Below are 24,215 nucleotides of genomic sequence, written 5' to 3'. Positions count from 1 at the left end.
GGCGCGGGGTTGGGGCAGCCTGAAACTGTGCTGCAACGGGGAATGCTGCGCCGTGGCTCGTGGCAGGAAGCGAAACGCCTGCGCGGGCGAAAGATAAGCAAAGGCAGCCTGAAAACAACGGGCATAAGCGCATGAACGCTTTTTCAGGCTGCCTATGGCGCAACAAAGGGCAGATTTTTATCTCATCTGCCCTTGCCGTTACCGAATCTTCAACGTGCTCAATCCAATCAGCACCAGCACAATGGTGATAATCCAAAAGCGCACCACCACTTGCGTTTCTTTCCAGCCTTTTTGCTCGTAGTGATGATGAATCGGTGCCATCAGGAAAATGCGTTTTTTGGTTTTTTTATACCAGCCCACTTGCAGCATCACGGAAATCGCTTCCATCACAAACAAGCCGCCCATAATCACCAACACAAATTCTTGGCGAATAATCACCGCCACCGTGCCCAATGCTGCGCCCAATGCCAACGCGCCCACGTCGCCCATAAACACTTGCGCGGGGTAGGCGTTGAACCACAAAAAGCCCAAACACGCGCCGCACATGGCGGTGCAGAAAATGGCGACTTCGTTTGCCCCCGCCACAAACGGCAGTTGCAAGTATTCGGCAAATTTGTAATGCCCTGTTACATAAGAAAAAACGCCCAAGCCGCCCGCCACCAGCACCACGGGGAACGCGGCCAGCCCGTCCAAGCCATCGGTTAGGTTTACTGCGTTGGATGTGCCCACGATGGTGAGATAGGTTAAAACGATGAAGCCGACCACGCCCAAGGGCAGGGCAACTTGTTTGAAAAACGGCACGATTAAGATGTTGTTGGCATCGTTTTTGGCTAGGAAAAACAGCGCGAAGCCCGCGCCCAGCGCAACGGTGGACTGCCACACCATTTTGAAGCGGGCGGATACGCCGTTGGGGTCTTTGTAAACCACTTTACGCCAGTCGTCATAAAAGCCGAGCGCGCCCGTGGCGAGCAGCACTATCAGCAGTATCCAAATATAGGGGTTGGCAAGGTTTGCCCACAGCAGGGTGGACAGGGTGATGGCGGTGAGAATCAGCGAGCCGCCCATGGTGGGCGTGCCGTTTTTGACCAGATGCGTTTGCGGGCCATCGCTGCGCACGGCTTGCCCAACTTTAAGCGCGGTGAGCTTGCGTATTGTCCACGGCCCGAGCAGCAGCGAAAACGCTAGGGCGGTGAGTGCCGCCATCACGGCGCGAAAGGTGGTGTATTGGAAAATATTTAGGGCGGAAATCCAGTTGCTCAAATGAGCGAGCCATAACAGCATGATGCTTCCTTGTTGCTTGGTGGCAGTTTTCAGGCTGCCGTTGTGAGAGTTTGAATTGTTGTTATCAAAACGCGCGGATTATAGTGGGAATGGGGCGCGGGGTGGGGGTTTAAATTCACTTAGCGTTTTCAGGCTACGACATGGTTTTCAGGCTACCTAATGCAGCAGCGATAACAGCAGCCTGAAAAGCTCGTTTACAGCCGCTTCAAAGTTTATTCCATATAAAATCATCACGATAACCACTGCCGCCAGCATAATCAGCGGCACAACCAGCAAGCCGATGTAGCCTATGATTAAGCCTGCCAACGCGATGCCCGCGCCGTCTTCATTTGGGTTTTGGCGGATTTGGCTGCGCGCCATGTGTCCCATCACAATGGCGGCGATGTTGATTACGCCTGCGGAGGGCAGCCCGCCCGCCAAGCCCAGCAGTCCGCAAATCAGGCTCACCACGGCTAGGATATTGGTGGTGCGGGGCGTAGGGTTGGGGGTGTTTGCCATAGCGCGTCCTTTGCAGTTTGCCGGGCCAAACGGCCGTTTCAGGCTGCCTTATCGCGCGTGCCGCTGCCGATAGGTTCCCACATCCAGCACGCAAATGGGAAACGATGCGCCTGCGTCCACATCCCCAGCCAAAAAGCAAACAACAGCGCGGCGAGTATCCCTATCCGCTTGGCGGTTTTCATTCTGTTTTTGTTGCTGTTTTCAGGCTGCAACCTTTGCCAACCCTGCAACTGATGGAGCGTCGGCGGCTCGCTGACATCTTGGCAAACCAGCCATGCCCTGTTTAATCAGCCATTTGGCGGCGAGCCACCGCCGTTCCATTTTGGTTTTCAGGCTGCCTCTGCGGCATAGGCAGCCTGAAAACTATGCCAACAACGCCGCCACCACTTCTTCCATCTGCATAAAGCGCGAACCTTTCACCAACACGCTGGCGCGTTCAGGCAAATCGTGCGCCAACACTTGAATCAGCGGGTCTTTATCGGCAAACCACAGCCCATTGCCACCAAATTTTTCGGCAGCCTGCACGCTGTTATCGCCCACAAAATAAGCGTATTCAATGCCCAAATCGCGGGCATAGATGCCGATTTCTTCGTGCATTTTTGGGGCTTCGTCTTCGCCCAGTTCGCCCATGTCGCCCATCACAAACACGCGCGGCGCGGGCAGCTTGGCAAGCACATCCAGCGCGGCTTTCATGCTGTCGGGGTTGGCGTTGTAGGTGTCGTCCAAAATCAGCGTTTGGCGGATGCCGTTTTTGCGTTGCAGCCGCCCTTTGATGTTGCTAAACGCCGCCAAGCCGCGGGCGATTTCAGGCTGCCTCAAGCCGCCTGCAATGGCGAGCGCAGCGGCGGCGCAAGCGTTGCTGATGTTGTGTTTGCCCGCCACAGGCAGTTGCACAGCTTGGCGGTTGCCGTTGTACACCAAATCAAACGTGCTGCTCAACGCTTCAAGCGCAATGTTTTCGGCGTGAACATCGCCTACGGTCGCGCCAAAAGTGAGCGTTTTGAACGCGCTTACGGTAGCCTGAAAAATGGCAAGGTGGTCATCCTCGGCAGGCAAGATGGCGATGCCGTTTTCAGGCAGCCCTTGGTAAATCTCGGCTTTGGCGCGGGCGATGTCGTCCACGCCGTTAAACCCGCAGCCGATGTGCGCGCGCATGGCGTTGTTTACCAGCGCAACATTGGGTGCGGCGATGCGCGTGAGCGTTGCCAACTCGCCCGCATGATTCATGCCCATTTCAATCACAGCGTGGCGATGCGGTTCGCGTAAATTGAGCAGCGTGAGCGGCAAGCCAATGTGGTTGTTGAGAAATTGCCCGCCGTTGCCAACACCGCATCCGCGCCGTGCGCCGTGCGCAAAATGCTCGCCAGCATTTCTTTCACCGTGGTTTTGCCGCTTGACCCCGTGATGCCGTACACAAATGGGTTGAGCTGCTTGCGCCATGCGGCGGCGAGCGTTTGCAGCGCGGCAAGGGTGTCGTCCACTTTGAGGCAGCCTGAAAACGAGGCGCAGTCGCCGCGCGAAACAACGGCGGTTGCGCCTTTGGCTAACACATCGGGCACAAAATCGTGCGCGTCATGGTTCTCGCCAACTAGGGCGAAGAACAGGTCGCCGCGCTGGGCGGTGCGGCTGTCGGTGGTGATTTGGTTGATGGGGCTGTCTGTGGCGATTTCAGGCAGCCTGAAAAGGCGGCGGACGAAGTTTTGGGTTAATGCAGTCATGGTTTACTCAAAAATATTGCTTATGGTTGTCGCAAAATCATTTTTTGGATAGCTTCTGGCGACATAAAAATAGAAACACGGCGTGGCGGGCGGCTGCCCATTGCGCTTGCACCCGAAATAGGCGTGCCGTCTTTCTGCAAAAAAATAATTTGAGGAATGGGATTAGGGGCTTTTTTCGTTTCCAACCATCGCCATTTTTGCCAACCCTTATTGGTTAATTCCAGCATACCTAACCGATGATCGTGGAGTAGCGCATCATCCATCACCACCTTATCATCAATGATTAAAGACTTCATATCATCCGAAGTAAGGCGCGAGGGCTGATGCACCCACGCTGGATAATCTCTCATGCCTTTTTGTCGCTTAATCTGTATTTCACGCACCGTCCGCAGCGACCAGCCCGATAACTTTTCATGGTTTTCGCTGGGTATCGCCAGAGCAAAAGCAATTTCTTGCCGCGCAACGGCTTCTTTGAATTGGGGAATGGTATCCAATGGCATGGTGGTTAATCTAAGCTTGCCACCATCTATGCGCTCCAACACATTTGCCCCCATCCACGACTCGTTTGTTTGATGATTGAATACCAAAACATAAGCATGATGTTTCATCGCATCAGCCGTCATTTGGCTCAATTTTTGCCCCGCCTGTTTTGAAAAAGTTATATCCAAATGCCCATCTTCAAGCATCTCATCCAGCCGTGGCGACATAGAAAGCACATCGCTTTTATCCAAAACCCACAACGGTTCTTTTACCCACCATGTGCGTATATCGCCCTTGCCTATCGCAGCGGAGTAACGCGGCAATCGCAACGTAATCGGCTGATAATCACGCTCCTGCCCGCGCGGAATATCTGCTTGCTCCAACACAATTCCCGCAATTTGGAAATTTAAATTTTCCGCAGGAAGGGTTATTGGCTCCGCTAAGGTGTATTTCATTGCGCATCCCAGTAAAGCCATTGCTAAAACAAATTTTTTCAACATACTTTAATTCCCTTTTCAGGCTGCCTCATCGCTCACGGCACAATCACCGTAAACACATACGCCGCCAAATTTACCAGCAAAACAATGCCATACAGCATATTGGTTTTGCCATAATGCAGCGACAGCATCACAGTAAACGTGCTCAACCCAAGCAGCAGCATGGATTTGGCGTCCAAGCCCAGCACCACGTCAATATCGTAAATCAAGCACACCAACGCCACGGCGGGAATGGTGAGCCCGATGCTGGCAAGGGCAGAGCCCAAAGCCAGATTGATGCTGGTTTGCAAGCGATTGCGGCGGGCGGCGGTGAGCGCGGCGAGGCTTTCGGGCATCAGCACCACGGCGGCGATAATCACGCCCACCAACGCCTTGGGCGCGCCCCACGACACCACCATGCTTTCAATGGCGGGCGACAGGGCTTTTGCCAACGCAATCACCACGCCCAAACACACCACCAAGCACACCAAGCTAGCCAGCGCGATTTGGGCGGAAGGCGGCTCGGCGTGATGGTTCACATCTTCATCATCGGCTAGAAAATAGTCGCGGTGGCGCACGGTTTGAGTCAGGATAAAGGAAAAATACAGCACAAAAGACGCAACGGCAATAAACAGCAGCTGCGCCGTGTTGTAGCTGCCCGATGGCGTGCTGGTGGTGAAATTGGGCAGCACCAGCGTGAGCACCAAAATGGAGATCAGCGTTACCAGCGCGGTACTCACCGATTTTTTATTGAAAAACTGCTCGCGGTGTTTCAAGCCACCAATTAGCAGGCACACGCCCAATAATCCCGTTAAAATCAACATGATAGCAGCAAACACAGTATCGCGCGCCAAATAGGCGGCGTTACTGCCCCCACCCATCATCATGGACACAATCAGCCCCACTTCCAGCACGGTAATCGCCAGCGCAAGAATAATCGTGCCAAACGGTTCGCCCACTTTGTGCGCCACCACTTCGGCATGGTGCACGGCGGATAACACGCTGCCAATCAGCATCGCGCCGCCAATCAACTGCAACGGTACGCTGCCTTTGATACCGATGAAATACACCAGCCATGCGGCAATAGGCAGGACGATAGACCAGATGGGGAGGGGGTTGTGGGTGGGTTTTGTCATGTTGGGATTGAAAGTAAGGTTGGTTTGGGTTTTCAGGCTGCCTACCATTGCCCTAAGGCATCTTGCGCCACTTCAAAATCAGAAAAATGATGTTTCACTCCTTGAACGTCCTGATACGTCTCATGCCCCTTGCCTGCAATCAGCACAATATCTTGCGCTTGCGCTTGGGCGATGGTTTGCTCAATCGCGGCTTTGCGGTCGGCTTCTACCAGCGCGGGATGAGGTACGGCGGGCAAAATATCGGCGATGATGGCTTGCGGGTCTTCGGTGCGCGGATTGTCGCTGGTAACGACAGCTTTGTCTGCCAGACGCGCCGCCACTTCGCCCATCAGCGGGCGTTTGCCGCGGTCTCGGTCGCCGCCGCAGCCGAACACGCACCAAAGCCGGCTTTCAGGCTGCTGGATTTCGCGCAGGGTGGTGAGGGCTTTTTCCAGCGCATCGGGCGTGTGGGCGTAATCCACCACCACCAGCGGTTTGTCGGGCTGGATAATGCAATCCATGCGCCCTGTGGCGGGACGGATGCGGGATAACGCGGTTAAGGCAGCCTGAAAATCGTAGCCCGCGGCGCAGAGTGCGCCCAGCGCGGCGGCGAAGTTTTGCGCGTTGAACCGCCCGAGCAGCCGGGTTTGCGCGCTGCCCTCGCCCCACGGCGTGGCCAGGCTGATGCTCATGCCCTCCCGGTTGGCGGCGAAACAGGTGATGCAGATGTCGGCTTGCTCATTGAAGCCGTAGGTGTAGGTTTTAACTTCGTTGCAGCCTTCGGTTTTCAGGCTGCCGCTGTGTTGTTTGAGCTCGGCGGCGAGTGCTGCGCCAAATGCGTCGTCGCTGTTGATGATGGCGTTTTGCAAGCCTTGCCAGTAAAACAGGCGCTCTTTGGCTGCGCCGTATTCCGCCATGCTACCGTGGTAGTCCAAATGGTCGCGCGTCAGGTTGGTGAACACGGCGGTGTGAAAGGGCACGCCGTTCACGCGGTATTGCGCCAAGCCGTGGCTGGACACTTCCATGGCGATGCTGCGTGCGCCTTGCTGTTTGAATTGGCGGATGAGCGTTTGCACGGCAACGGGGTCGGGCGTGGTGTGCGTGGTGGCTTGCAATTCGCCGAAAAAGCCGTTGCCCACCGTGCCGATGATGGCGCAGCTTGGGGCTTGTTCCAAATTATCTATCGCTTGGGCAAGCCATTGGGTGATGGAGGTTTTGCCGTTGGTGCCTGTTACGCCGATGATTTTCAGGCTGCCCGAAAGGTTGCCATAGGCTTGCGCCGCCACCATGCCCGCGCGTTGGCTCAAATCGCTGATGCCTTGGTTGGGCACGCGCCATTCGGGCTGCCATTGGAACGCGCCATCGTCGTCCCAATACACGAAACTTGCGCCGCGGGTGATGGCATCGGCGATGTAGTTTCTGCCGTCGGCATATTCGCCTTGGCAGGCGATGAAGACATCACCGGGCTGGATTTTGCGGCTATCGGCGTGCAGCAGTTGGCAGCCTGAAACGGTGTGTTGCAAGGCGGGGAGGACGGGCTGGGCGGGAGCGGCTTTTTGGCTGAACATGGGAAATCTCTACGGAACAAAATGGTTTTCAGGCTGCCTGCGAACGACGTTGGCGAATGCACGCATTCATCGCGGCGACAACACAAGACAGCCTGAAAAGCTTGCTGAACACGGGCGCAACCGTTTTCAGGCTGCCGATTAACAAAAAAACCTTTGCCGCACCCAAAGTGCCGCAAAGGTCGTTGCATGGGGCTATCGTTTTTTGGCAACGTTGGCTGCGGGTTCGGTGTTCACATAAGTGGGTTTCACGCCTAATTTTTTCAGCCCGCCCGCCATAATCTCGCGGAACGCAGGCCCCGCCACCGTGCCGCCGTAATAGCCTTTGCCGCGCGGCTCGTCGATGCTCACCGCCACAATCAAACGCGGATTTTGCGCGGGCGCGAAGCCCACGAAGCTGGCGCGGTATTTGTCGGCATAACCGCCTGCGCTGGCTTTGCGCGCCGTGCCTGTTTTGGCGGCGACATCATAGCCCGGCACTGCGCCGTCTTGCCCCGTGCCGCCCTTGCGCGTGATGCTCACCATCATTTCGCGCATTTGTTTGGCGGTTTCGGGTTTGATGACTTGCGTGCCTTTGGGCGTTTGCGTTTGCTTGTAGATGGTGGCAGGCATCAATTTGCCGCCTGCGGTGAAAATGGTGTAGCCCTGTGCCATTTGCAGCAAGTTCGCGGTAATCGCGTAGCCGTAAGACATCACGGCGCGATCCAGTTTGCTCCATTTGTCGGCGGGTTTAATCGCTTTGTTTTGCTCGCCGCTTACGCCCGAGCCTGTTTTGCGCCCAAAGCCCACATCGGAAAAATGCTGATACAAACTTTGGTTGTCATACAGCGCGGCGATGTGGCTGGTGCCCACGTTAGACGATTTTTGCAAAATGCCTTGCGTGGTGAGCGAAGGGTAGTCGTGCGTATCGCGGATGGTTTTATCGCCAATCGCATAAGGGCGCGTGTTGAAAGTGCTGTTGCGCCCGATTTTGCCGTCGTCCAAAGCTTTGGCGATGATAAAAGGCTTCATCACCGAACCAGGCTCCATCGTTTCGCTCACGGCGAAGTTGCGCAAGCTGGTGGCGGGGTATTCTTGGTAATAATTGGCATCGTAATCAGGCAAGCTGGTCATCGCCAAAATCTCGCCCGTTTGCGCATCCAAAACCACCACACCGCCCGCTTTGGCATTAAAGTTTTTCAACGTTGCCGCCAGTTGGTCGTGAGCCAATTGCTGCAAATCTTGGTCAACGGACAACACCAACGTTTCGCCTGATTTTGCCGCCGCGTTTTCGGGCGAATCAATCAGTTCCACAATATTGTTGTGGCGGTCGCGCAAGACTACTTGCCGCCCGTCTTCGCCCGTTAAACGCTGATTTGCCACGCGTTCCAGACCCTCCAAGCCTTCGCCTTTATCGTTGGCAAAGCCGACAATGTGCGAAAACAGATTGCCTGTGGGATAGGCGCGTTCGGTGCGTTCTTCAAAGCGCAAAGAAGGAATATTCAACGCTTTGAGCGCGTCGGCTTCTTCCAGCGAAAGCTCGGTTTTAAACTGCACATATTGGCTGGAGCGTTCTTGCAATTTCCGGCGCACTTCGTTTTCAGGCAGCCTTAAAATCGCCGCCAGCTTGGCAAACTGTTCATTGCTGATGGCGTTCCAGTTAATCTCATCGCCTTGGCGTTTGGGCGCGTAAATCGCTTTGGGGTTAAACGTTGCCACTTTCAAATAACGGCTCACCGCCAAAATCGCCCCGTTGCGGTCGGTAATCGTGCCGCGCAGCGCAGGGCTTTTGATGCTACGAACCACGCGGTTTTCGCTGAATTTGCTCAATTCGCTATGATGCTGCGCTTGCACGCGAAAGCTATGCCCCACCAGCACGCAAAACGCGCCGCCAATCGCCAGCATCAACCATGAAAGGCGTTTATTCCCCTCAACCACTTGGCGTTTGGTTTCTTCTTTTTTTGCCATGTATGGCTTAAATTCATTATGGATTAACATTGTTTTTTCTTCTTACTACTTAATAACCAACAGCCACCGTATTCTCTGATGTGGGTGCGCTCATATTCATTTTTGCCGCAGCTCGCGCCACTTGTTTAGAATCAGACAACTTGCTTTGCTCGTAAACCAGCTCGGCATGGTCTTGATTCAATCGAATTTTTTCTTCCTGCCCTTTGCCGTAAAGGTGCGTTTGCCGTTTAATTCCCATCCGCAAATCGGTTACATACAACGCCGACAGCGTAACGGAAACCAGCAAAATAAAATTTAACTTAGACATCTTCACCCCGTTAGGCAGCCTGAAAATCAAATCGCCCCGCCGTGCGCTCTGCCACACGAAGCACCGCAGAACGCGCACGCGGATTGGCGGCTACTTCCTCCGCGCTTGCCTTAATCGCCTTGCCGATTGCCCGCAAAGGCGGCTGCGGCAAATCCGCTTCGCGCACCATCGCCCATTTGGGCAACGGCGCATGAGTGGCATATTGACGGATAAACTGCTTCACCAGCCTATCTTCCAACGAATGAAACGCAATCACCGCCAATCGCCCACCCAAATTCAATCGTTCAACCGCTTGCGGCAAGACCGCTTGGATTTCGTCCAGCTCGCGGTTAATAAAGATGCGAATGGCTTGAAAGGTTCGCGTTGCAGGGTCTTGTCCTCGCTCACGAGTACGGACGCATTGCGCCGCGATTTTCGCCAACTTGCTGGTTGTATCAATGGGCGTTTCGCCTCGTTGCGCGACAATTGCACGCGCAATCGCGCGACTAAACCGCTCTTCACCATAATTCTTGATTACCTCGTTTATTTCATCTTCGCTGGCAACCGCCAACCAATCGGCAGCCGATTGCCCGCGCGTGGTATCCATGCGCATATCCAAGGGCGCATCAAAGCGAAAGCTAAACCCGCGCGACGCATCGTCAATTTGCGGCGAAGAAATGCCCAAATCAAACAACGCGCCATCAATTTTTGCCACGCCTAGTTCATCTAAGGCAGCCTGAAAATGGGAAAAGCCGTTGTGTACCACGCTTACACGCGCATCTTGCGCCGCCAAATCTCGTGCCACCGCAATCGCTTGCGGGTCTTTGTCAAACACTACCAACCGCCCTTTTTCGCCCAGCTTAGACAAAATCAAACGTGAATGCCCGCCGCGCCCAAATGTGCCGTCCACATAAATACCGTTTTCTTGAATATTCAGCGCATCAACAGCTTCATTCAATAAAACGGTTATGTGTTGAAATGATTTAGGTTTTGCAGCTAAGTTCATAATTGTAAATCGGTTTGGCTTAAATCAAAATCCAGCTCATCGGGGTCAATAGACAAGGCTTTTTCGGTTTCTGCCATTTTTTGTTCCAAGCCCCAAAGTTCAAGACGATTCACGCGCCCCACCAGCATCACATCTTTATCAAAATTCACCAAACGGCGCAGATTTTGCGGCAGCAACACGCGCCCCGCGCTATCTAATTCCAACGTTTCCGCATTGTGCAGCAGCAAATTTTGATAAAGCTGCAAATTTGGCTTGCCTTTTACGTTGAGCGACAATAATTGTTGCTCCACTTTCTCCCACTCGCCTTCGGGATAAAACAGCAAACGGTCGCGGCTATCCAGCGTGGCAACGATGCGTTGCGTGTCAAAATCGCGCGACAGGGCATCACGAAATTTGGCTGGAATCGCCAATCGTCCTTTGTTATCAAGGGTTAATTCGTGAGAGCCGCGAAACATATTCAAAAATTGGGTTGGTTTGGATAATTTGGGAAAGTTTTACCACTTGGCACCACTCCCCCCCACATGGCTACACTATAAGCAAAAAACGGGCTTCGGTCAAACTGTCCAATTAGAATTAACCCTTTAAAAACAGATTAAAAACTCGTTTTTAAACGCATTTCAGGCAGCCTGAAAACGCATTCAAGCTACCTGAAAAAATACGCAAAATTTTTTACCAATAAAAACAAAGCGCGTTCACAATCATATCGTTGCACGCGCCTAAACAAAGCCATTTATAATAGCTTTTTTGCTTGGCATTTTTACAAAACTTAACCTTATGAGTTCAACACAAATCCCACATTTGGATAGCAATCAACAGCAAGCCAGCGATGCGCTCACGCAAATCATCGCTGCCGAGATTGCCCGGCAGGGCGCCATCCCGTTTTCGCGCTTTATGGAGCTTGCGCTTTACGCGCCGCAATATGGTTATTACACGGGCGGGGCGCATAAGATTGGCGCGGCGGGCGATTTTGTTACCGCGCCCACGTTGTCGCCGTTGTTTGGGCAAACTCTGGCGCGGCAACTGACGCCGCTGCTGCCGCAAACGGCGGGCAATGTGTATGAATTCGGCGCGGGCACGGGCGCGTTGGCGGCAACCTTGCTGGATGCGCTTTCAGGCTGCCTGAACACTTATTATATTGTGGAGCTGTCGCCCGAATTGGCGGCGCGGCAACGCGAATACATCCAGCAACACGCGCCCGATTTGGCGCATAAAGTGAAGCACTTAACCGCCCTGCCCTGTTCTTTTGACGGCATCATCATCGGCAACGAGGTGTTGGATGCGATGCCGAGCGAGCGCGTTTGCCGCCACGAAAACGGCGATTTTTCGCGCGTGTGTGTGGGCTATGAAGCGGGGCGGTTTGCGCTGCGTTATCAATCGTTGCTTGACCCCGACCTTTTTCAGGCTGCCTTAAATTATTTTCCCGAGCCTGAATGCCTGCAACACGCGGGCGATTACACCAGCGAGCTGCATCCTACGCAACACGCCTTTATCCGCACGCTGGCGCAAAAGCTCACGCGCGGCGCGATGATTTGGCTGGATTATGGCTTTGATGCGGCGCAGTATTACCACCCCGAGCGCAGCGACGGCACGCTGATTGGGCATCATCGCCACCACACCATCCACGACCCGTTTTACCGCGTGGGGCTCACCGATTTAACGGTGCACGTTAATTTTAGCGACATCGCCGAGGCGGGCTGCGCAGCGGGTTTGGATTTAATTGGCTACACCAACCAAGCCACTTTTTTATACAATTTGGGCATTTTGGACTTGCTCGTGGCGCAGTTCCCCGAAACCGACACGCCCAGCTATTTTCAGGCTGCCCAAGCGGTCAATACGCTCACTGCGCAGCATGAGATGGGCGAATTGTTTAAAGTGATGGCTTTTGGCAGGGGCGTGGAAGTGGATTGGCCGGGGTTTGCGCGAGGGGATATGTGCCATAAGCTGTGAACGGGGGTTCAGGCTGCTGATATGTATTGCGGATTGCGCTTGCGCGGTTCAATAAAGGCAGCCTGAAACCTGCACCGAGCACGCAACCGATGCCGCGGCGGCTCGCCGACCTCTTGCCATCCCGTAAAACCCTGTTGAACACGACAATTTGGCGACGAGCCGTCGCCGCTCCATTTTAGATTTCAGGCTGCCTCAAACGCCTGATGCAGCCTGAAAAACAAAACGTTTAACCCGCGCCCGCGCTTATTACAAAACGCAAACCTTTTTTCAGGCTGCCTAGCGTAACCGTTTACCACAATGCCCTGCCCCATTTGGGCAGCCTGAAAACACCATCCGCAACAATCCCAACCAAGAGACCCGCCATGCCCCTCTGCATCATCCCCGCCCGCGGCGGCAGCAAACGCATCCCCCGCAAAAACATCAAACCTTTCAACGGCAAACCCATGATTGCCCACAGCATCGCCGCTGCCCAGCGCGCAGGCTGCTTTGCGCAAATCATCGTCTCCACCGACGACCCCGAAATCGCCGCCATCGCCCAGCAATACGGCGCAAGCGTCCCGTTCACGCGCCCGCGCGAACTCGCCAACGACTATGCCACCACAGGCGCAGTCATCGCCTACGCCGTGCAATGGATGCAGCAACACGGCTGGCAAGGCAACGCCGCCTGCTGCCTTTACGCCACCGCGCCCTTTGTGCAACCCCATGATTTGCAACAAGGTTTAACTGCACTCGCCCAAGCCCATGCCGACTACGCATTCAGCATCACTAGCTTCCCCTTCCCCATCCAACGCGCCCTCAAACTGCGCGAACACAACCAAGTTGCCATGTTCCAGCCCGAAAACTTCGCCGTCCGCAGCCAAGACCTAGAAGCCGCATGGCACGACGCAGGGCAGTTCTACTGGGGCACAACCGCCGCGTGGCTCGCGCAAAAACCCATTTTCAACAGCCACAGCATCGGCATCAAAATCCCCCGCCACCGCGTGCAAGACATTGACACACCCGAAGATTGGACACGCGCCGAAATTTTGTATCGCGTGCTGCAAGAGCAAGCAAGCGAATAAACCGTTTTCAGGCTGCATCTTTACTCAACGCCAATAAGCAGCCTGAAAAAATAAAACCGCTTGATGTTGAGCCAACTGAGTAAATCGGCTTTTCAGGCTGCCTAATCTATCGCAACAGGTTGATGCTACTGCTTTCTCCCCTACGTCCAGCCGAACAGAGCGTCCTTTTTTCGGGAAAAAGCGTGCGCTTGTTCGACGACGCACGAAGTGCGGCTAGTTCGCACGCGTCGAAAAAAGGATGTGGAGTGAGGGAAGTTCGCGCAGCGAACCTGCACGTCGGGGTCGCCTTTCTTTGCTTACTTTCTTTGGCGAAGCAAAGAAAGTAAGTCGCCTGCGCCGCGATAAGGCGCAAAGGCAAACGCATCACCAATGTTTACCGAAACACAGCTAATGCTATTCTGATTTCACAGAACTTCGTTTCAAACTGCTCCCCAAAAGGTCTCCCCATGCACTTCCTTATCCGCGCAGACGCATCGCTGCAAATCGGCAGCGGGCACATCATGCGCTGCCTCACCCTCGCCCACAAACTGCGCCAACAGCACCACCGCATCACATTCATCACCCGCGCCCATCAAGGACACCTTGCCGATACCATCCGCCAGCAAGGCTTTGACTGCATCCTGCTGCCCCTGCCCAACAGCGCAACCCCGTTCTCCCCCCCCCAAAGGCAGCCTTGCCCCTTTGTCCAAATCTTTGATTTGGGTATCAAGGGGTATGCCGCAGCGCAACGCGCAAGACTGAAAACACAAGCCCCCCCCCACGCCGCATGGCTCGCCACCAGCCAAGCGCAAGACCTTGCCGACTGCACCCCCCACATCCGCGCCCTCGCCCCCGACTGGATAATCTGCGACCACTACGCCCTATCCGCCCCGTGGCACACCGCCGCCCGCGCCATCAGCCGCAGCAAAATCATGGTCATCGACGACCTGCACGACCGCCCACACGATGCCGACCTGCTGCTGGACCAAAACCACGCCCACACCGCCCACGACTACGCCCCACTCGTCCCCCCAAGCTGCCACATCCTAGCAGGCACACGCTACGCCCTATTGCGCGACGAGTTCGCCCAACACCGCGCCACCAGCTTGCAACGCCACGCCGCATTGAGGCAGCCTGAAACCCAGTTGCCACAAAACCAAAACACCCAAACCATCCTCATCAACCTCGGCGGCGTGGACAAAGACAACTACACCCTCGCCGTGCTGCACGCCCTGTCCGATTACGTTTCAGGCAGCCTGAAAACCCATTCTCACCAACCGCCCCCCATCCGCGCCACCATCATCATGGGCGCCACCGCCCCCCACCTCGCCAGCGTGCAACGCTACGCCGCCACCGCCCCCTATCCCAGCCAAGTCATCGCCAACGCCCCCAACATGGCAGAATTCATGACCCAAGCCACATGGGCTATTGGCGCAGCAGGCAGCACCTCATGGGAACGCTGCGCCCTCGGCGTGCCCACCCTGCTCCTCACCATCGCCGACAACCAACGCCCCATCGCCGCCCAACTGCAAAGCGCAGGCGCAGCCCTCGCCCTAGAAGCCAACCAAATCCCCCGACCCACCTTCCAAGCCGCCCTCGCCCACCTGATGCAGCCTGAAAATCAACACCGCATCAGCCAAGCCGCCGCCCAACTGTGCGATGCCCGCGGCGCAGAACGCGTCGCCCAACACCTCGCCCAAATCACCACCGCCCCCCAAGCCCAACTGCGCCCCGCCACCGCTGCCGACTGCCACCTCATCCACACATGGCGCAACCACCCCAGCATCCGCCGCATGATGTTCCACCCCGACCCCATCCCCCTGCCCCAACACCAAACATGGTTCGCCGCGCAGCTCATCAACCCTAACTTCAAAATGTACATTTACACGCTGGGCAACACCCCACAAGGCTACGGCAGCCTGAAACGCATCGCCCCAAACGAATACGAATGGGGCTTCTACCTTGCCCCAAGCTGCCCGCGCGGCAACGGCAGTATCCTGTGCAACCTACTATTGCAACGCGCCTTTGGCGACCTTGGCGCAACCATCGTTCACGGGCAAGCCCTGCGCCACAACACCGCAAGCCTCGCCCTGCACCGCAAACTCAATTTCAAGCAGCCTGAAAACAGCCTGCACGACGACAACGTTGTCCAGTTTGAACTACACGCCAGCGAGGCTTGGCAATAATCTCGCTCACCGCCAACCAAAAGGCAGCCTGAAAACGGGATGACACACGTTTTCAGGCTGCCTTATCGCATCCCCTCACTTATTTAAACTGCTTAGACACATCCAAAAACACCCGATGATTGTCATACTTATAATAAAAATGGTTGCTGTCCACGTGCGACCACGTCCAGTTCAAACGCGGCTCAAACCCGCGCCACGCCAGCTTTTTATGCGACAGCGACAAGCGCGTGAAATACTCCTTCTCGTTGCGCTTGATATTGAAAAAATCCTCCGCGCGATACTTACGCTTTTGCACGCTACCATGCAGCGAAGTGGTCAAACTATGCTGGCTGCCCCATTGCCGATTCCAGCCCAAGCCCAAATTGCCAAAGCGATACGCCTCCGATTTATCCTTCGCCGAATTTTCCCCGCCGCCCCAGCTCACCACAAAATACTGATACGGCGACGTGCGATACAGCAGCGACACCGTGCCCAAATGCGATGCGCCATCTAAAAACGTGCGCTTATCATGCTTTTTATAGCCCGACTGCCACGCCGTAAACACCTGCCATTTGGGCGACAACACACGCGAATAACGCATCAATCCGCCCGTTGTGTAGGAATAAGCCTTGCCGCCATACCAGCGTTTCTCATAAAACGGCAACAACGAAACCTCCTGCTTCGCATCGCGCCATACAGGCCCCGCTTCCAGCCGTGTAACCAAATCATCATAATCGTGCGCATCCCAATAAAACTTACCATACGCCGATGCATTCACCCGCGCCGCCCAATGCCCCTTAATCGGCGTGGTTTTTTGCGCCGATAGCTCATAGCCCACGCCGTGCGCCGATTTAGGCTCGGCAAAACGCCAATAGCCATAAGTGCGCTGCTCGGGCGTGCGCCCCACATTGCTGTCTTGCAGATAATACGCATTGGCGTTGAACTGCCACGCCTTGCTTTTTTGCAAATGCGCGTCAAACTGGTCAATATATTGCGCCACAGGCGCAGGCAAATCAGGCGTTTGCTTCAAGGTTTTCAATTCATTTGCCGCCTCGCGCTGCTTGCCGTTTTGTGACTGGCTCAACGCCAACTGCAAGCGCACAGGCGCGTAATCAGGATGTTCCGCCAAAATTTCGTTAAATAATTTCTCCGCCGCCTCATGCTTATCATCCGCCAGCCACACCAGCCCTTCCGAATAGCGCGCCAGCACAGAATCCTGCTGCTCGGCAGGCAGCCTGCGATACAACGGCAGCAAAAAACGAATGTTTTCAATATTGTGCTGCGCATTTGCCGTGTCCAGCGCGTTTTTGAGCAAATCAGGGCGTTGCAACAGCTCTTCTTCTGTCATGGAAACCGATGTTTTTTCACCATTTTGCGCCGCTTGCTTTTGCTGATTTTGGCGTTCGGTTTGCTGGATTTGTTCCTCGGTTAAATCCGCCACGGGATTAAGCGGCGTAGCAACGGGCGCGGCTTGGGTGTAAAAGGTTACAGTCAGCAATAAAAAAGGCAGATATTTCATAAAACATTCCATAAGGCAGCCTGAAAAAGGCAGCCTGAAAATAAAAAAATGGGAAACCCACTCGGTTTAAAACCAAGTGGGTTTATTTACGCTAAATTATTATTTTTTCGCGCCAAATGAACCAATCCATTTGAAAGTACCGCCACCAACTGGTGCAGGAACTTCTCCATTGAATACTCCGCCCATTTCAGCTGCTTGTGGACCATAGAAGCGACCATCGGTATGAACTCCCTCTGCTGATGTACCAGAGAATTGGTTGCCGTTGATATTAGCAGTTAAAGGAATAGGATTGAAAGCGCCAATAGTAACTGAACCATCTAGTTTTTTCGCGCCAAAATCCACATTAAATGTTGATGTACCTTCTTGGAATGCACCACCACCAATTACGCTACCTACTGCCAAACCATTGTAAGTAGCTGTGCCTGATGTGGGAACATCGGCAACAGGCGTTACACTACCCAATGCAAACGTATAAGATGGGTTTGAATCGGGATTGTTGTTGTGGTTGAAATCAGCATATGCACCAAAACGCATATGGCTCAAATATGTACCACTAGCAATGGTGGTTTCTGTGTTTTTCTGATATTGGTAAATGTACGAGCAGTAATACCAGGTTGTTTTAAAGTGATGTTAATACCGTTTACAGTAACATTGTCTAGTGTGCTGCTACCAACTGCGCTAACGGGTGTATTAGCACCATTTTGGCTTTCTGCTGGAATAGCAACACCATTGAATGTTGCTGATGGAGCAGGGGCAGGGGCAGGTGCTGGATTTGGAGCTGGGTTAGGATTTGGAGTAGGCGCGGGGTTGGGTGCTGGTTTTGGATTAGGTGCTGGATTTGGGTTGGGTGCAGGAGGCGTAGGTCTTGCACTTGCCCCCCCACCAATCGTGCCACCATAACTTACGCCTGAATTACCACCGCTGCTACACGCAGTCAAACCAAACAATGCAGCACACGCCAATACGGTTAATTTCATTTTCATAGCTTTGTCCTTCTCATAAAAAAATTTAACAAATACCCTATTAGCCTTAACGACTAACTGCTCTATGATAGCAATTTTTAACAAAAATACAAGCTGTTATTTTGCCTAATTCCATCCAAAAAAAATAAAACAATATGTTACATCAAAATAAAAAGATAAGATTTTTTAAAAACTGTTGTTTTAATGATAAGAATAGAACATTTTGCAAAAAATTTTTTACGCTTCAAGCGCGATATATGTAACCGAAAATGCCCAAAAATCTGCAACAGCATAAGCAAGGTATACTGTTTAACCTGCAACGGCTGCGAGCGGGCAGGTTTATAAAAGGCAGCCTGAAACCCAAAAACACAAAACCCACCTCGCTTGCAACAAGGTGGGTTATTTCACGCTAAATTATTGTTTTTTCGCGCCAAACGAGCCAATCCATTTAAAATTCACGCCTGCATTGTTGCTGGGCACTTCACTATTGAACACGCCGCCCAGTTCGGCCGCTTTCGGGCCATAGAAGCGACCTGTGGTTTGATCCCCTCGGCGGATGTACCAGAGAATTGGTTGCCGTCGATTTTTGCCGTTAAAGAAACGGGATTCCAGCGACCCACGCTCACCGAGCCATTTAGTTTTTTCGTGCCAAAATCTACATTAAATGTGGATGTGCCTTCTTCATACACGCCGCCGCCGATGGGGCTGGCTAGGGCTAAACCTGCGTAGGTGGCTTTGCCTGATTTGGGCATATCGGCTTGGGGGGTAACGCTGCCGAGGGCGAACACATAGGCGGGGTTGGAATTGGGGTTGTTGTTGTGGTTTACATCGGTGTAGGAGCCAAAACGCATATGGCTGAGGTAGTTGCCGCTTACCACGGTGGTTTCGTCTCTTTGTGTGATGCGGGTAAACGTGCCTGCGGAAATGCCTTCTCGTTTTAGGTGATGTCAATGCCGTTTACGGTGATTTTGTCAAAATTGTTGCTGCTGATGGTTTGGGTGGGCGTTTTGCCGCCGTTGTCAATTTCCCAGGGATAACAACGCCATCGTAGCTTTGCGATGGGCTAGGGGCGGGCGCAGGCGCGGGGGCGATGCTGTTGTTATTTGAACCGCCGCCGTTGTTTAAATTTGAACCGCCTCCGATGTTTGAACCGCCGTTGTTATTGGCATTGCCATTGTTTGCACCGCCATTGTTTGAGCCGTTGTTGTTTGAACCATTGTTGTTTGCGCCGCTGTTGTTGTTTGAGCCGCCGTTGTAATTCAGCCCGCCCGAGCCGCCGCTGCCACCGCAAGCGGTTAAGCCCAATAATGCGGCGCAAGCCAATACGGTTAATTTCATTTCATAGAATCGTCCTTTTCATCAAGCTTTAAAACGTGTTTTTAGCCGAAACGGCTGGGACGGTATGATAACAATTTTTTACAAATAAACAAGTTGTTGTCTTTGATTCTAATCAGAAAATCAACGGAAACAATGTGTTGCAGCGATGAGAAATGGGGATTGAGGCAAGCCGAGCGGTTTGCTTTTCTTTAAGGCAGCCTGAAATCTAAAAATGAAGCGGCGATGGTTTGTTGCTTAATGGCGTGTTTAATAGGTTGATGAGTTGGCAATGTTGCGAGGCTGGGTGCGGCATTGGTTGCTGGTTTGCCAAAGTTTCAGGCTGCCTATTGGCGTGGTGCAAATGCTTCAAACTGCGCTACGTTTTGTTTAGCAAAAGGCAGCCTGAAAACGTGTGAAAATGCGTTTTCAGGCTGCCTTTGTTACCAAAAAATAGGGCGGAATGGCGAGCGATAAAATGGGCGAGGGAAAAACCAGTCATCGTCGTCGTAAAACATTTCTATGCGTTCTAGCCGCCGTTGGGCGAGGTAGTTTTGCCATGCCATTTTGTAGCAGGCTTGGAACATGGTGTTGTTGATTTTGGCTTGATAGCGTTGTTCAAAATCGCGCTTGACTTGTGCGCTGGGGTAGCTGCGCTGTTCGTATTGTTCGCGCATCAGCGCGGCGGTGTCGGCATCGCATTGGCTGGCGAGATGGACTTGCAGGGCTTGTTGCGCGCGCTGTTGCGCGGCGGCGCGGGCGGCTTGTTGCTCGGGGGTGAGCGCGCAGGCGGTGAGCATGAGGGCGAGCAGGATGGGGGCGGCGGTTTTGGTAAATGCAAACATCGCAAACTCCTGTGGGATGCGGTTTTAGGCTGGCTATTATTTCACAATTTGGGTGGAAGCAGCCTGAAAATGGGTTTGTATTTTGTGATTGGCATTTGAGGCAGCCTGAAAACGAGATAATTGTCTTTTCAGGTTGCCCTCAACCTTCGCGCAGCGGAAAACAGGGCATGGCGTATCGCTGCCATACCCACTTTTTCGGTTGCCGTGTAGCCCAAGCGTTTCAGGCTGCCTTTGTTTGGAATACAAAGGCAGCCTGAAAATGGGTTGCTGCTTTGTGGTTAGCTTTGGGTGTAGCTTTAACCATGCGCTTCATGCCAGCGGGACACTTACTTTTCTTTGCTTCGCCAAAAAAAGTAAGCAAAGAAAGGCGACCCCGACGTGCAGGTTTGGCTGCGCCAAACTTCCCGAAGGCTGCATCCTTTTTTCGGCGCGTGCGAACTAGTCGCACTTCGTGCGCCGTCGGACAAGCGTACGCTTGTTTCCGAAAAAAGAATGCTCCGTTCGGCTGGACGTAGGGGAGAGGGCAGCAGCATTAAACGTATCTGATGAATTAGGCAGCCTGAAATCTAAAAATGGAACGGCGGCGGCTCGCCGCCAAATGATTTATTCAATATGGCATGATTGGTTTGCCAAAATGTAGGCGAACCGCTGATGCTCCATCAGTTGTAGATTTTGCAAAGATTTCAGGCTGCCCTTTATCCCACGCAAAGGCAGCCTGAAACCGTTAAAACCGTTCTACCCTACCACTGCTCAAACAACCGCATCCTTTGTTTTTCAGCCTGTCTATTCACTCGCAAACTGCGCCGCTGGGGCAGCCTGAAAAGCGGCAATCAAGCGCAGCAATTCGGCGCGGCTGGTGGGATAAAGCCGCGTTTCGTTTTCCACAAAGCCGAATGTTTCGTTCACATCCAGCAGGGTTAAAACGAAGCATTGGGCGTTGTGGTCGTACACCACATCAAAAAGATAGCGGGCATCGGGCGATGCGCCTGCGATAAGCTGTGGCTGGCTGTATGCGGCGAAATTGGCGGCGTTGGGTTCGTCGCTTGGCAGGCGGGAAGTGATATGCCAAGTGTTCATGCGCGCTCCAAGATGTAGAGCGTGGTGATTTCGCGCTGGCGGGCAAAAGCGAGCGGGTCGCTGCGATCGCTGGCTTTGCGATGCTGCGGCGTGGTTTTCAGGCTGCCTACCACGCGCCAGCCGTATTGCGCGAACCAGTTTGCCAAATCGTGTGCGCCGCGCAAGCCGAGCAACTCGGCAAGGTTGGACATCACCAGCCACACTTGCCCGCCCTGCGCCAAATGTGCCGCCGCGCCGCGCAAAAAGGCGTGCAGCATGGCGTGCTTGAGGTCGTATAGCGCGGTTTCTACGGCGGAGGTGGGCTTGGCGGGCAGCCACGGCGGGTTGCAAACGATTAAATCTGCCGTGTGTTCGCCAAACAAATCTTGTTGCAACACGTTGATTTGTGGTGCAAACCCCAGCCGCGCGATATTGGCTTGGGCGCAGGCGATGGCGCGGGGATTGGTGTCGGTGGCGATGATATGTGCCACGCCGCGCTGGGCGAGCAAGGCGGCAATCACGCCGCTGCCCGTGCCAACATCCAGCGCGGTGTGGGCGTTTGCGGGCAGCTTGGCTTGGGCAATCAGCGATAAATATTCGCCGCGAATGGGCGAAAACACGCCAAACGGCACATGAATCACGCCGCCCAATTCGGGAATGGTTACGCCTTTTTTGTGCCACTCGTGCGCGCCGATAAAGCCGAGCAGTTGCGCCAGCGGCAAAACAAAAGGCTCTGTGTTTTCAACGCCATACACATCGCACAAGGCAGCCTGAACGTTGGGTGCGCGCGGCAAATCCAGCGCAAAGCCCGCACCAATTTCCACGCACAAGGCATTGGCTAAACGGCTGGCTTGCGATTGGGCAAGGCGGTGTTTGTGGAATGCGGTGGCGGGGTCGGCATCCGTTTCTGTTTTGGCTTGCGGCTTGGGTTTCACGCGCTTTTTGATTGCCGCCAGCACTTGCTTGGCGTTGTGAAAATCACCGCGCCACACGGTGGCGATGCTTTGCCGGGCAGCCTGAATGATGCGGCTGGCGGAGGCTTCGGCGACGAAGACAAAATCGCGCGGCGGGGATTGGGTGGATTCGTTGCGGTAGTTCATGGGAAATATCGTTGATAAGAAAGAGAAACAGGCAGCCTGAAAACCGGTTTAACCGAAGTGAAAACGGGAGTGCGTTTTGCGCGGGGCAGAATCGGTTTTCAGGCTGCCCTATCGTTGTGTTCGGCAATGCGGCCGGCTTAACGTTGCGCCATGAGCAAAAGCAAAACCGCCAAACGGTTTTCAGGCTGCCTCAACACATGGTGGCAGCCTGAAAATGTACGTCTGTCATACTATCGCGCCAACCGTTTTTCCAATGCCTCGGCGCGCGCGGTAATCATATCCAGCGCCAAGCCCGAACCGTTGAGCAAATCCATGGTGCCGCCTGTTCTGGTGTATTCCTTGCGGGTGGCGCGTTTCATTTTGCGCAGCCAGTCGGCTTGCTCTTTTTTGAGGCGGGCGGCTTTTTTGGGGTGCTTGGCGACAAGTTTGGCTAGGACGTTGTTCATGCGCGTTTCTTGGCGGTCGATTTCAGCGTTGGTGCAATTTAGCATGGCGGCGGTAACACCGTTTTGGGCTTCGGGTTGCTCAAAGCATTGGTCCATTTCGGGGTAGCTGTATTCCTTGGCAAACGCGGGCGCGGCAAATGCGCCGACAAGCAAGAATGCGGTAAACAATGTGCTGATGCGTTTCATCTGACGAGTTCCATAATTGAAAGAGGATTTGGTTGCGCCGCACATCGTTTGAGGCTGCCTGAAACTACTGGCAACTGCCCTGCCCTTGCCTTTGCGCGGCTTAATAAATAGCGCCCACAGCACGGTTTGAGGTTTTCAGGCTGCCTCACACAAACAGTTTAATCAACACGGTAAACACCAGCAGGGCAACCAGGGCGATGCCCGTGTAGAGCGCGAGTTTGCGCCATTGTTCGGCGAAAATGCCGTCGTCCTCTGCTTGCGGCAGGAACGGCACGTTTTCGGGCATGATGAGGATGTCGTCTTCCACGGTTTCAGTGTTGCCGCCGCGCAGCAGTTGCACGTCCAGCCAGTGCTTGATTTGGCGGTATTGCGGGGCGGGGTCGGTGTGGGGCAGCGCGCCCAGCGTGGTCAAGCCTTTGATGCGCTGTTCGGCGATAGGGCTGCCTTGTTCTTGCGCGGAGATGAGCTTGGCTTTGGCGGCGTATTTCATGGCGGCGGGGGTGTCGTAGAAACGGCGCAGGGCTTGTTCAATGCGTTTGGGGTCGGTTTTGGGCATTTCGGCGTGCCATTTTTCGGCATCGGCTTGGATTTCGTTGCCGATTAAATCGCGGGCGGCAAGCGGCGCGGCAACGAGCAGTTCCGCCCATAAATGGTTGGCGCGCCAGTCTTTTTTGCCGGCGGCAAAGCGCAAATAATGCGCGGTTTTTTGCAGCGAGGATTCGGTGTGGATGCCTTGGCTATATAGATAGGCGAGATACAGCGCGGCGGTGGTGTTGCCCTGCTCGGTGAATTGCTGCAACACGGTAAACATTTTTTCGCATTGCGCGGGGCTGAGTTTGAGCTGGATGGCGGCGGCGATTTTGGGCAGGGTGGGCTGGTTGAGCGCGGCGGCGTAGGCTTCGTTTTGCCAGTCGGCAAGCAGCGGGGCTAAATCGGCAAGGCGCAGCTGCGCGTATTTTTGCACGCTTTCGCCGTAGTTGCTTTTGCCTTTGCTGCGCAGTTGCTCGGCGCAATCGCGGATTTGCGCTTCGGTGGGGCGTTTTTCTATTTGGGACGGATTGAATGGCATATTGAATATAAAAGCATTTTTAAAGGTGTTATTCTAACGTAAAACATTTGCGGCGTTCTGAAAACATTTGCGGCGTTCTGAAAACATTTGCGGCAGCCTGAAAACATCAACGGCAGCCTGAAAACGTCAACGGCAGCCTGAAAACGTCAACGGCAGCCTGAAAACGTCAACGGCAGCCTGAAAACGTCAACGGC

General features: G+C 54.1%; 24 protein-coding genes and 2 pseudogenes. 4 read left to right on the top strand and 22 right to left on the bottom strand.

Annotated features, from left to right (window positions below; all coding sequences use genetic code 11):
- Positions 1-198 precede the first annotated feature (198 nt).
- From mraY to H3L93_RS02610, 7 genes and pseudogenes are all read right to left on the bottom strand, one after another.
- On the bottom strand, positions 199-1,281 hold the full coding sequence (mraY, locus tag H3L93_RS02640; protein ID WP_003797266.1) for a phospho-N-acetylmuramoyl-pentapeptide-transferase: 1,083 nt from the start codon (positions 1,279-1,281) through the stop codon (positions 199-201).
- A 156-nt stretch (positions 1,282-1,437) separates the two neighbouring features.
- Entirely contained in the window at positions 1,438-1,779 is a 342-nt protein-coding gene (locus tag H3L93_RS02635; protein ID WP_003797267.1) for a DUF4190 domain-containing protein, read from the bottom strand.
- Between the two features lie 38 nt (positions 1,780-1,817).
- Entirely contained in the window at positions 1,818-1,961 is a 144-nt protein-coding gene (locus H3L93_RS02630; protein ID WP_003797269.1) for a hypothetical protein, read from the bottom strand.
- 181 nt (positions 1,962-2,142) lie between these two features.
- Positions 2,143-3,497: pseudogene (locus H3L93_RS02625) on the bottom strand (UDP-N-acetylmuramoyl-tripeptide--D-alanyl-D-alanine ligase).
- A 20-nt stretch (positions 3,498-3,517) separates the two neighbouring features.
- Positions 3,518-4,477 carry a hypothetical protein gene (locus tag H3L93_RS02620; RefSeq protein WP_003797275.1) on the bottom strand — a complete coding sequence of 320 codons (960 nt, stop codon included), beginning with the start codon at positions 4,475-4,477 and terminating at the stop codon, positions 3,518-3,520.
- 32 nt (positions 4,478-4,509) lie between these two features.
- Entirely contained in the window at positions 4,510-5,589 is a 1,080-nt protein-coding gene (locus tag H3L93_RS02615) for a calcium:cation antiporter (RefSeq protein WP_040558920.1), read from the bottom strand.
- 41 nt (positions 5,590-5,630) lie between these two features.
- A complete protein-coding gene (locus H3L93_RS02610) occupies positions 5,631-7,136 on the bottom strand; it encodes a UDP-N-acetylmuramoyl-L-alanyl-D-glutamate--2,6-diaminopimelate ligase (protein ID WP_003797280.1) in 1,506 nt (501 codons plus the stop codon).
- Between H3L93_RS02610 and H3L93_RS02605 the strand changes: the two genes are divergently transcribed.
- Positions 7,135-7,278 carry a hypothetical protein gene (locus tag H3L93_RS02605; protein WP_003797282.1) on the top strand — a complete coding sequence of 48 codons (144 nt, stop codon included), beginning with the start codon at positions 7,135-7,137 and terminating at the stop codon, positions 7,276-7,278. The genes H3L93_RS02610 and H3L93_RS02605 overlap by 2 nt on opposite strands.
- Before the next feature lie 50 nt (positions 7,279-7,328).
- On the opposite strand, the gene H3L93_RS02600 is transcribed toward H3L93_RS02605, so the two are convergent.
- Genes H3L93_RS02600 through mraZ form a run of 4 tightly spaced genes read right to left on the bottom strand, consistent with a single transcriptional unit; the run spans position 7,329 to position 10,827 of the window.
- A complete protein-coding gene (locus H3L93_RS02600; RefSeq protein WP_155803169.1) occupies positions 7,329-9,080 on the bottom strand; it encodes a peptidoglycan D,D-transpeptidase FtsI family protein in 1,752 nt (583 codons plus the stop codon).
- Positions 9,081-9,129: 49 nt separating this feature from the next.
- The gene (locus H3L93_RS02595) at positions 9,130-9,387 is read right to left on the bottom strand and encodes a cell division protein FtsL (protein ID WP_003797286.1); all 258 of its coding nucleotides are present in this window, start codon (positions 9,385-9,387) and stop codon (positions 9,130-9,132) included.
- Positions 9,388-9,397: 10 nt separating this feature from the next.
- The gene (gene rsmH, locus H3L93_RS02590) at positions 9,398-10,372 is read right to left on the bottom strand and encodes a 16S rRNA (cytosine(1402)-N(4))-methyltransferase RsmH (protein ID WP_003797288.1); all 975 of its coding nucleotides are present in this window, start codon (positions 10,370-10,372) and stop codon (positions 9,398-9,400) included.
- Positions 10,369-10,827 (bottom strand): division/cell wall cluster transcriptional repressor MraZ, encoded by a 459-nt coding sequence (gene mraZ / locus H3L93_RS02585; RefSeq protein ID WP_003797290.1) that lies wholly within the window; start codon positions 10,825-10,827, stop codon positions 10,369-10,371. Before mraZ ends, rsmH begins: the two co-directional genes overlap by 4 nt.
- 319 nt (positions 10,828-11,146) lie before the next feature.
- Between mraZ and H3L93_RS02580 the strand changes: the two genes are divergently transcribed.
- From H3L93_RS02580 to pseG, 3 genes are all read left to right on the top strand, one after another.
- On the top strand, positions 11,147-12,319 hold the full coding sequence (locus H3L93_RS02580; RefSeq protein ID WP_003797292.1) for a class I SAM-dependent methyltransferase: 1,173 nt from the start codon (positions 11,147-11,149) through the stop codon (positions 12,317-12,319).
- Between the two features lie 362 nt (positions 12,320-12,681).
- A complete protein-coding gene (gene pseF / locus H3L93_RS02575) occupies positions 12,682-13,380 on the top strand; it encodes a pseudaminic acid cytidylyltransferase (RefSeq protein ID WP_040558755.1) in 699 nt (232 codons plus the stop codon).
- Between the two features lie 446 nt (positions 13,381-13,826).
- Positions 13,827-15,545, top strand: a complete 1,719-nt coding sequence (gene pseG, locus H3L93_RS02570; RefSeq protein ID WP_003797306.1) for a UDP-2,4-diacetamido-2,4,6-trideoxy-beta-L-altropyranose hydrolase — start codon at positions 13,827-13,829, stop codon at positions 15,543-15,545.
- A 79-nt stretch (positions 15,546-15,624) separates the two neighbouring features.
- Here pseG and H3L93_RS02565 read toward each other — a convergent pair whose 3' ends face one another.
- The 11 genes and pseudogenes from H3L93_RS02565 to H3L93_RS02515 form a co-directional block, all read right to left on the bottom strand.
- Complete coding sequence (locus tag H3L93_RS02565; protein ID WP_040558923.1) at positions 15,625-17,043, bottom strand: porin family protein; 1,419 nt, start codon at positions 17,041-17,043, stop codon at positions 15,625-15,627.
- A 99-nt stretch (positions 17,044-17,142) separates the two neighbouring features.
- Positions 17,143-17,577, bottom strand: a complete 435-nt coding sequence (locus tag H3L93_RS02560) for a Slam-dependent surface lipoprotein (protein WP_246314011.1) — start codon at positions 17,575-17,577, stop codon at positions 17,143-17,145.
- Positions 17,578-17,582: 5 nt separating this feature from the next.
- Positions 17,583-18,110, bottom strand: a complete 528-nt coding sequence (locus H3L93_RS02555; RefSeq protein ID WP_182077698.1) for a hypothetical protein — start codon at positions 18,108-18,110, stop codon at positions 17,583-17,585.
- Positions 18,111-18,419: 309 nt separating this feature from the next.
- Positions 18,420-18,757: pseudogene (locus H3L93_RS02550) on the bottom strand (transferrin-binding protein-like solute binding protein).
- Between the two features lie 205 nt (positions 18,758-18,962).
- The gene (locus tag H3L93_RS02545) at positions 18,963-19,343 is read right to left on the bottom strand and encodes a hypothetical protein (protein ID WP_003797316.1); all 381 of its coding nucleotides are present in this window, start codon (positions 19,341-19,343) and stop codon (positions 18,963-18,965) included.
- 419 nt (positions 19,344-19,762) lie between these two features.
- Positions 19,763-20,164, bottom strand: coding sequence for a hypothetical protein (locus H3L93_RS02540; RefSeq protein WP_003797320.1), 402 nt, complete (start codon positions 20,162-20,164; stop codon positions 19,763-19,765).
- A 36-nt stretch (positions 20,165-20,200) separates the two neighbouring features.
- On the bottom strand, positions 20,201-20,410 hold the full coding sequence (locus tag H3L93_RS02535) for a hypothetical protein (RefSeq protein ID WP_003797322.1): 210 nt from the start codon (positions 20,408-20,410) through the stop codon (positions 20,201-20,203).
- Positions 20,411-20,947: 537 nt separating this feature from the next.
- Positions 20,948-21,241, bottom strand: a complete 294-nt coding sequence (locus tag H3L93_RS02530) for a hypothetical protein (protein WP_003797328.1) — start codon at positions 21,239-21,241, stop codon at positions 20,948-20,950.
- Positions 21,238-22,320, bottom strand: a complete 1,083-nt coding sequence (locus H3L93_RS02525; RefSeq protein ID WP_003797330.1) for a methyltransferase — start codon at positions 22,318-22,320, stop codon at positions 21,238-21,240. The genes H3L93_RS02530 and H3L93_RS02525 overlap by 4 nt, the downstream gene beginning before the upstream one ends.
- Before the next feature lie 230 nt (positions 22,321-22,550).
- A complete protein-coding gene (locus H3L93_RS02520) occupies positions 22,551-22,952 on the bottom strand; it encodes a lysozyme inhibitor LprI family protein (protein ID WP_040558759.1) in 402 nt (133 codons plus the stop codon).
- Positions 22,953-23,097: 145 nt separating this feature from the next.
- Entirely contained in the window at positions 23,098-24,021 is a 924-nt protein-coding gene (locus H3L93_RS02515; protein WP_003797337.1) for a hypothetical protein, read from the bottom strand.
- Between the last annotated feature and the right edge of the window lie 194 nt (positions 24,022-24,215).

The organism is Kingella oralis (assembly GCF_014054985.1).
GTDB classification, from domain to species: domain Bacteria; phylum Pseudomonadota; class Gammaproteobacteria; order Burkholderiales; family Neisseriaceae; genus Kingella_B; species Kingella_B oralis.
Note: the sequence above shows the minus strand (reverse complement) of the source record. Positions and strands in the feature narration are given on the sequence as shown.